The sequence below is a fragment of the Rhodococcus sp. P4_B6 genome (assembly GCF_056402215.1).
Window position 1 is genome coordinate 1 of sequence record NZ_JBFUHV010000265.1, and the last position, 8,663, is coordinate 8,663.

The 8,663-nt window shown below is 61.9% G+C and carries 8 protein-coding genes; all 8 read right to left on the reverse strand.

What is annotated here, in order from left to right; all coding sequences use genetic code 11:
- Window positions 1-370 precede the first annotated feature (370 nt).
- Window positions 371-1,231: a TIGR03619 family F420-dependent LLM class oxidoreductase gene (locus AC1DWT_RS47585; protein WP_477925931.1), complete on the reverse strand. Its 861-nt coding sequence runs from the start codon at window positions 1,229-1,231 to the stop codon at window positions 371-373.
- Window positions 1,232-1,410: 179 nt separating this feature from the next.
- Window positions 1,411-2,469 (reverse strand): NADH:flavin oxidoreductase/NADH oxidase, encoded by a 1,059-nt coding sequence (locus AC1DWT_RS47590; RefSeq protein ID WP_477925938.1) that lies wholly within the window; start codon window positions 2,467-2,469, stop codon window positions 1,411-1,413.
- 929 nt (window positions 2,470-3,398) lie between these two features.
- Window positions 3,399-4,259, reverse strand: coding sequence for a TIGR03619 family F420-dependent LLM class oxidoreductase (locus AC1DWT_RS47595; RefSeq protein ID WP_477925932.1), 861 nt, complete (start codon window positions 4,257-4,259; stop codon window positions 3,399-3,401).
- On the reverse strand, window positions 4,256-4,678 hold the full coding sequence (locus tag AC1DWT_RS47600) for an EthD family reductase (RefSeq protein WP_477925933.1): 423 nt from the start codon (window positions 4,676-4,678) through the stop codon (window positions 4,256-4,258). Before AC1DWT_RS47600 ends, AC1DWT_RS47595 begins: the two co-directional genes overlap by 4 nt.
- Window positions 4,675-5,811 (reverse strand): zinc-binding dehydrogenase, encoded by a 1,137-nt coding sequence (locus AC1DWT_RS47605; RefSeq protein ID WP_477925934.1) that lies wholly within the window; start codon window positions 5,809-5,811, stop codon window positions 4,675-4,677. The genes AC1DWT_RS47600 and AC1DWT_RS47605 overlap by 4 nt, the downstream gene beginning before the upstream one ends.
- A 124-nt stretch (window positions 5,812-5,935) precedes the next feature.
- The gene (locus AC1DWT_RS47610) at window positions 5,936-7,390 is read right to left on the reverse strand and encodes an aldehyde dehydrogenase (protein ID WP_477925935.1); all 1,455 of its coding nucleotides are present in this window, start codon (window positions 7,388-7,390) and stop codon (window positions 5,936-5,938) included.
- Window positions 7,391-7,445: 55 nt separating this feature from the next.
- Complete coding sequence (locus tag AC1DWT_RS47615; protein ID WP_477925936.1) at window positions 7,446-8,189, reverse strand: hypothetical protein; 744 nt, start codon at window positions 8,187-8,189, stop codon at window positions 7,446-7,448.
- 103 nt (window positions 8,190-8,292) lie between these two features.
- The coding region (locus tag AC1DWT_RS47620) for an amidohydrolase family protein (protein WP_477925937.1) at window positions 8,293-8,663 on the reverse strand (371 nt) is incomplete at its 5' end.

Genomic DNA, 8,663 nt, shown 5'->3' on the forward strand with positions numbered 1-8,663 from the left:
GGGCATGATGCGTCACCTTCCAGATGGTGGACCACACATCGTCTCGCTCATCGCGGCGCTGCGGGAGGATCAGGTCGCCGGGCTGTGGCGCAGCGATTGGGCCCCAGTCCCTGATGCCTTCCTCGCGGGCCTGGTGACTGCAGACGCGCCGCATCGGATCTGAATCGTCACTGCAATCGGCTGCGGCTCCAGCAGCTGATCAGCACGGCAAAGATTGCGAAGACGACGCAAGTGAGCTCACGTGCCATGATGAAGATCGGTGTTTCTCCTCTATAAGGATTCGTCCGCACGCACCCATGGGCGCGAGACATGAATTCTCACTGGATACACGGCGGTTTGATCGCCCGATCAGAGGGGTGCAAAGAATGATTCATTGGCCGCCAGCTTGGCATACCCGCTCCAGGGCCCGTCGCGCAGCGAACTCATCGGTGAGGTCCGCATCGATGACGAGATCGGTAACGCCTGCGCGCCGAAACTCGCCGATCATAGGCAATAGTGGGTCCAGATCGCCGACAGCCCGGAGCACCACCCGCGTTGTCGTTTCGGTACCGACTTGACGCAGCGATGCGACCCCGGTCCGGATGCGTTCCACGTTGAGTGCATCAGTGTGCTGCAGCGCGAACCATCCGTCGGCAGAGGCGGCGCGGTGCAGTGCAGCACGCGACATGCCGCCCACCAGGATCGGGATTCGGTCGGGTGGCGTTGGGTAAGTCAACACCCCTTCCGGCAACGAGTAGTGCTCACCGGTGAATGCTGAGGGTTCTCCGCTCCACAGGTCGCGCAGCAATGTGATCCACTCATCCATGCGCTGACCACGTCCTTCGAACGAAACACCGAGAGCCTCATACTCCTCGGCGAGCCATCCGGCGCCCACTCCTACGAAGAGTCTCCCACCGCAGGCTGCATCGATGGTGGCCAACTGCTTCGCCAGGATCACAGGTTCGCGTTGCGGCAGCACCAGCACGCCAGTTCCGAACTCAATCCGGGTGGTGGCCGCCGCGCACAGGGCCAGCGCCACAATCGCGTCGATCCAAGGCGCCCRTGGGTCCCAGGCGGCGACTCCGTCGGCGGCGAAGGGGAACCAGGAATTGGTATCGGTCCGCATCACGATGTGGTCCGGGATGATCATGAGATCGAAGCCGGCACTTTCGGCATTCTGCGCGAGAACCTGGATGCCAGGATCGACCGATTCGGTACCGCGAGTCGGTACCCATACCCCGTAGCGCATCATAACGGCGTCAACCTCCTGATTGTCGAACCTTTACAACCTATGGTTGGTCCAGCTTTCGCATCGTGCGGTCGATTGGGCGCGGTCCCACCGTTCGTGTGACGATGCGAAAGCCGGACCGCGCCATGGATCGACCCCACGGACCTGTGTCCGGTTATTCGTAGTGGTCGTGCTGTCGGTGTTCAGTTCCGCAGCTCGGGTCGGTCGTACTGGAGGATCCGGATGGGCTCGGCGCGCAATTGCGCAGCCGCATTCTTGGCCCAGTACGGGTCGTCTAAGTGACGGCGACCGATCATGACAGCGTCGGCATTTCCGCTTGCGATTATGGCTTCTGCGTGTGTGGGGTCAGTGATCAAACCAACTGCTGCCGTGGGCATTCCGGTCTCTTGCCGGATCCGAGCACTGAATGGAACTTGATATCCAGGGCCGGTTGGAATGGCGGGTTGTGCAACATTACCTCCGGTGGAGACGTCGATTAGGTCGACGCCCCGCTCCTTGAGCAGATTGACGAGCCGGACGATCTCCTCGACGTCCCTACCCTGATCCTCCCAGTCCGTGGCGGACACTCGAACAAATAGCGGCATCGATTCTGGCATCCTTGCCCGAGCCGCCTCGACGACTTCGAGCGTCAACCGGGCCCGGTTCTCGAAACTACCGCCGTAGTTGTCACTTCGTGCGTTAACCATGGGCGAGAGGAATTGGTGCAGCAGGTAGCCGTGTGCCGCATGAATCTCAATGACCTCGAAGCCTGCCGCCACCGACCGTGTCACCGCATCGGCGAATGCCTGGATCAGCCCCTTGAGGTCGTTGACCGTCGCTGCGGCGGGCGCGCGCAGCGCGCCGAAGGCCTGAGTGGTCGGCCCCAAGGTGGGCCAACCTCCGACGTCCAACGGCACCGAACCCGTGCCGTCCCAAGGGCGGTAGGTGGAGGCCTTGCGTCCAGCGTGCCCCAACTGAATAGCGGCGACGGCGCCGTTCTCGCGGAGAAACCTCGTAATGCGTGCCCATGGGGCGATATGGGAGTCAGCCCATATGCCTGCGTCGTAAGGGCCGATGCGGCCGTCGGCCCTCACGCTTGTGGACTCCGCCATCACCAGTCCAGCGCCTCCTACGGCTCGCGACCCTAGGTGCACCAAGTGCCAATCAGTGGGATGTCCGTCAAGCGCTGAATGTTGACACATCGGACTGACCCAGACTCGGTTGCGAGATTCGATCGCCCGCAGCGATATTGGAGAGAACAGTTGCACCTGGCGTCGAGCGCGGACCTGATTTACCTGCAATGCGTGCAGAGCGGAGTGCGGCACTTTTCCCACCATTTCCTAAAAACGAGCGTTTGTTTTGTTAGATTTATTACTCTAGATTTCGAAGAGATGAAATGTCAAGGAGTACGGTCCTTCTGGAGTAGGAACCTTCGGCTCAAGCGGCAAACCGTCCACACCCCGATTCGGCAAACCTTTACGATCTGACTATCTGACGTTGACGGCGCCGGTTCGTCTGTTCGGTAAAGACTTTCGCTCCCTTTTTGTTGACGCGAGCCGACCGACATGGAGATCCATGGATTTTCCGTCCCGATTGCCGGCGGTCGCGTTGATACACATAAATTGCACAGCCCCACAGCAGCTACCACCTCGCGGAGCCGAATGCGTTCAGCAGTCACGGAATCTATCCGAGGTCGATGTACGAGATCCGCCGACTCGACTGTCGGGACTTGGGGAACTGCGAGAAATCCTTCACGTCGAGCATGCCCGTCGCTCGTCGCTGGCCGCTCGGAAAGCATTGCTCTTGGCGTTATTTCATAATCGTCGGGGATAGCCCTACTCTCGGAAAGACCTCAGTGCGTGCAGCCACCTGGCCGACTCCTGCATGCGTTTCGCACGCTCGATTATCAGTACGCCAATTTCTTTCAGAGCGATTCGTCTAGATTCACGAATGCGAGTGTGAATAGCTTTCCATGAAAATGCAAGCAAGTTCGTGTCTCGGGTTGCTTCTCGAGCTCGTGAGCTTCCAGTCGTGGCACGCCCGCTCGCGGGCGTGCCACGCTACTCAGATTTCCAGGTCTAATCACGGTGACTTCTCTTGCGCCAAGTGTGGCGTACGAGGATGCCCTGGCAGACTCGTACCTCTCCATATTCCCGCCCGCCAGATTCGGCCACGACCCGATGGTTCGAGCCTAGCTCGTGGCCTGCCGCACGAACTCGAGTGCCCGACGTGCGGCGACCGGATCCTCGAGGTCCGCGTCGATCACGAAGTCAGTGACCCCGACGTCGACAAACTGCTCGACCTTCGGGAGAAGCCGCTCGACGTCACCGATCGCACGCAGCAACAACCGTGGAGCCACCCGCCCCCGCCGCTGCGATTTGATCGCCTCGATCCCAATTTTCACCTCACCGACATCGAAAGTGTCCATCCGCTGAATCGCGAACCAACCGTCGGCCCGTGCAGCCCGGCGCAACGCCGCCTTGGACATCCCGCCGACGACGATCGGGATCCGGTGGTCCGGCGTCGGATAGGAAAGAACCCCTTCCGGCAGCGAGTAATGCACTCCCTCGAACGCGGCAGGCTCCCCGGTCCATAGGTCCTCGAGCAGGTGCATCCACTCATCCATCCGGCGACCACGCGAGCCAAAGGGAACCCCGAGTGCCTCGAACTCCTCGGCAAGCCATCCTGCGCCCACTCCCAGCATCACCCGACCCCGGCTGGCCACGTCGATGCTCGCCAGTTGCTTGGCAAGCGTGACCGGGTTGCGTTGGGGCAGGATCAGGACACCTGTCCCGATCTCGACGCGCTCGGTTGCGGCGGCGCACAATGCCATCGCCACGACCGCGTCGTTCCAGGGAGTACGTGGATCCCAGGCGGGTACTCCGTCGGCAGAGAACGGGTACTTGGACCGAGTCTCGCTAGGCATCACCACATGGTCGGGAATCATCACGCTGTCGAAACCGGCAAGTTCCGCGTTCTGCGCCAATCGAACAATTCCGGGTTCAAGCGAAAGGTGGCCACGGGTCGGCAGCCAAACTCCCACCCGAATCATCGTTCATCCCTTATCAGGTGATCAGTGGGCACCGGCGGGTGCGTTGAGTCGACGGCCACAGCCCGATCCACCACGACTACGTCCTCGAAGTGGAGCACCTGGCGCTCCCCGCGAAAGTTGTCGACATCGGCCAGCGCGGCCTTTCCTTCGTCACTGGCCCAGGCACGTTCGAAGTCCTCGCGGTTTGCGTACTCGATAATTGCAAATCCGTCAGGTGAACCGTCGAGAGCGTCGTCCGCTCCCGGTGCTCCCGCTGGGAAGACCCGGTGCCGTTGGATATAGCTCATGATGCCGGGTACTCGGGCAGCCAGCGGTGCATGGATGTCGCGCCAGTAGGCGTCAAACTGTGCAAACGACAACCCGGGCTTGCGCCACATCAATGAGATCGTGCGCAAAGGCTCATCGGACGTCGGGTTCATGCTGTCGCCCAAGGCCGAACGACCGGCTTGATCTCGGTCTGGTTCAATAGCGCCTCCAAGGCGTCGGTCGCCGTCTCCAGGGAATAGCTGTTGCCGGTAAACATGTCATCCCATCGGTATTCACTCGATCGCGCTGCCAGGAACTCCATTCCCTTGTGATAGCTGCCGATCTTTGCGGCGTAACTGCCGGTAACCCGCATGCCCTTGGTCACGATCTGCGACGCTACGACCTCTTGCGGAGTACCACTGAGAGAGCCGACCACGACGTATCTCGAATTCTTCGCGGCCATGTCGATTCCCTCGCTGAACACGCCCGGGGCTCCAGACATCTCCAGAATTACGTCCGGGCCGCCAGCGGTTAGTTCCCGCACCACTTGTAGGCGTTCCTCACGGTCAGGGATCTCGTCCACGGAGACTACATCGGTGGCTCCCCATGCTTTGGCCAACTCGAGTCGGTCTGCGGGCCCGCCGACCACCACTAGCTTGCTCGGGCGGTGTTCTGCAGCCATCGCAACGGCAAACAAGCCCACCGGACCACTGCCCTGCACAACTACCCGGGACGAGTAGTCGATCTGGCCGACCTTATCGATGGCCTCCACGGAGGTGCGCGCAGCGCACGAAGCAGCGGATGCCAGTTCGCTGGAGAGAGCCTCCGGGACCCGCAGCCGCCCTGCAGTGGGCCATACGTAGGAGTACTGGGTGAAGCCGGCCGCCGAATACGGAAATACGTCGATCGCCTGAAGCATGCCGACCTGACGGTTCGTGCACAACGAGGTCTCGTTCTCGACCGAACACATCAGGCACCGTCCGCAAGGTCCTGGTTCCCAGATCACTCGGTCTCCAACTCTGATCTCCCGACCCACTGAGTCGACGTCTGCCCCGGCGCCGATCTCGACGACCCGCCCAACGATCTCGTGCCCAAGGATGATCGGCGGTGTCACTGGGATGGTCGCCGACATCGATCCCTTCCACATGTGGACATCGGACCCGCACACCGTGCTCACCTCAACTGCGACCACCAGGGCACCGGGCTCGGGTCGTGGGACGTCGACCTCTCGAACTTCTAGCTTCTGGCCGAAGTCACGCACCACGGCCGCGAGGGCGGTACGCGAGTTTGGGACAGTGAGTTTCATGTGAATGCTCTCCTTGATTCAGGTTTCGCGAGGGGCTGGTCTGCTTCTTTCACTACGTGGGTGAGTGCATATGCCACCAAGCCCCTCAGTACTCACCCATCACCATTTCCGGCGCTGAACCCATTCAGAGTTCGGCAGAGTCGAAGCCGAGGGGCAACGCGATCGACTTGACCTCATAGAAGCTCTCTATGCCCTCGCGGCTGTACTCACGGCCGAGACCCGAATGCTTGACACCACCGAAGGGGCCACCGCCGCCGCCCGGCAGACCTTCGTTGATCCGGCAGGTACCGGTCTCAATACGGGTAGCCACTTCCACGCCCCGCTTCACGTCGGAGGTGAACACCGCACCGCCCAGGCCGTACTCGGAATCGTTGGCGATGTCGATTGCCTCATCTACGGTGTCGTACTCGATCAGGCTCAGCACAGGACCGAAGATCTCCTCGCGAGCGATCTTCATCGTGTTGTTCACATCACTGAAAATCGTTGGGGTGACATACCAGCCCTTGCCGATGTCCGGTCGCAGACCGCCGCAGATGATCGTTGCACCCTCGCTTACTCCGGCGTCGATGTAACCCTCCACACGCTCACGTTGTCGGTCCGAGACCAGGGGGCCGACGTCGACCTCCTCGTCGTGCGGGTTACCCACCTGCATGCTCGAGACCGCCTCGACCAACCGCTGTGTGATCTCCGCGGAGCGCGACCTGGGCACCAGAATTCGGGTGGTGGCATGGCACACCTGACCATTGTTCGGCAGCGAACTGTCGATCAGCAGCGGCAGGTGTGCATCCAGGTCGACGTCGTCGAGCACCACCGCGGCAGATTTGCCGCCCAACTCGAGCGTGGTCCGGGTGAGCCGGTCACCGCAGATCGATGCGATCCTGCGACCGGCCGCAGTACTGCCGGTGAACGAGACCCGAGCCACTCCGGGGTGACTGATCAGATATTCGCCCAATCCACGACCACCCGGCAAAATGCTGAAAAGTCCTCTGGGCAGGCCTGCCTCGATGGCAGCCTCGGCCACCAGGTACGCCGACAGCGGGGTCTCCGGCGCTGGCTTCACGATCACGGGACACCCAGCGAGAAGCGCTGGATAGAGTTTACCCAGCACCAACGGCACCGGACCATTCCACGGAATCACCGCAGCTACGATCCCCACCGGTTGTCGGTCCACCAGCACAGTGCCGGCGGCCCCGTCACGCACCTCTCGCGTCTCCAGCGCGAGTGCATCGTCGATATAGCGCTGCACGCCCAACACGCGCGCCTCGGTCTGGCGCTTGATCCAACGGTACGGGGACCCCATCTCGTCGACTTGGAGGCGCACGGCCTCCTCGATCCGGGGTTCCAGCGACCGGGCGATCTCGGCGACGTAGGAAGCCCGCTCCTTGACCGACAGGCGGCGCCACTCATCCTCGGCATGAACCCGCTGCGCAGCCGCCACCGCCTTGTCCACGTCGGCCGGCTCGCTCATCGGCACGGACCCGATCAATTCCTCGGTGATTGGCGAGATCACCTCGATGCGGTCCGAGCCACTCGGCTCGACCCACTCGCCGCCGACGAACAGCGAAACCTTCTTCAACATCTACTCGTGTCCTTTCGACAGGTGTGCAGGTAATAGCCTCCGACGGCGATCGAGGTCACCGGCGATCGAACTCCACACGCTCGGCGACCAGATATCCGGCCGCGTGCTTGAAGGTCAGGTCCAGCATCAGGTTGGCGATCTCCGAATTCCCGAAGAACTCCTCCGCCCAGTACTGGTTGTCGAAGACAAACTCCAGGTACCCGACCTTGTCCGACTCAGGCAGCAGTCGCCCGGTGAACAGTTGGCCGGACTCGGTTACGGGTGCCGTCTCATCCTCGTTGACCACGTAGTTGGCGGTAATCAACCTGATACCGCACTGTTCCTCTGCGGCGTCTACCGCAGATGTCGCCAAGCACGTCAGCAGGGCGCGGGCCTCGTCTGCCGAGGTGGTCAGCTCGCGGTCGTACTCGAACAGCACCATCGCCGACGATGTCAGTCCCGCCCGGCGATCCAGTAGGACGTGTTCGGTCACCTCGCAGCGCCGCAGATCACGGACGCAATGGACCACATCGTTGGCCACTGCCCGCGACAAACCCTGGGGCGTCACTTCCCCGTGTCCGTCGGAGGACCGGACCCAGTTTGCTACGAATCGCCAGGCTGTCAGCCGGTGCTCCCAGCCACCGGACCGGTCGTACTGTCGCTCCACCCTGCGGGTGTGGTAAGCAACTCGGTCAGGGTCGTTCGTAGCGCCGATCCGGGCCAGTGGGACGTGCACTCCCAGGTAGTGGGCCTCGCTCTCGGCAATCGGATGCGAGCGGGGCGGGTCGACGCGGATGATGAATTTTTTCAGGTCATCCATTGCGACCCTCCGGTCCGTTGTCCGTGCGGTGAATCGTCGTCGAGTCGCGGCAGTCGCTGTAAGACCAGCCGCACCGTCCAGGCGGTTGAATCGGTTGTAGTCGTCATGTGCCGAGGCCAAGCAGATCGACGGCGTTCTGGCCGAAGCAACGCTCGCGCAGTTCTTCGGTCTCGAACGGCAGTTTCCGGAACTGCTCCACGCTCTGCCCCATCGGGCGCACCGGGTACGAACTGGCGAACAGCAACCTGCGCCCCAGATACGAGTGCGCCGCCTCCAGATATCCGGAGGCACCTGGCGTATTGGGCATGTTGAGGTAGATGTCAGGAATCACGTATATGTTCGTGTGCCGGTAGGCGACGCCGCAGATCTGGGTGACGTGCGGCCACCCCCCGTGCGGCACCACAATCTTGAGCTCGTTGAATCGCGCTGCCACTCGCTGCAGGTGCACCGGGTCGCAGTAGGTCAAGTCTGGCC

Coding starts and splice junctions, on each gene's coding strand:
- AC1DWT_RS47595 (WP_477925932.1), bottom strand. CDS start 4,259: ATGATTCGGGTGGGAGTTTGGCTGCCGACCCGTGGCCACCTTTCGCTT.
- AC1DWT_RS47600 (WP_477925933.1), bottom strand. CDS start 4,678: ATGAACCCGACGTCCGATGAGCCTTTGCGCACGATCTCATTGATGTGG.
- AC1DWT_RS47615 (WP_477925936.1), bottom strand. CDS start 8,189: ATGGATGACCTGAAAAAATTCATCATCCGCGTCGACCCGCCCCGCTCG.
- AC1DWT_RS47610 (WP_477925935.1), bottom strand. CDS start 7,390: ATGTTGAAGAAGGTTTCGCTGTTCGTCGGCGGCGAGTGGGTCGAGCCG.
- AC1DWT_RS47605 (WP_477925934.1), bottom strand. CDS start 5,811: ATGAAACTCACTGTCCCAAACTCGCGTACCGCCCTCGCGGCCGTGGTG.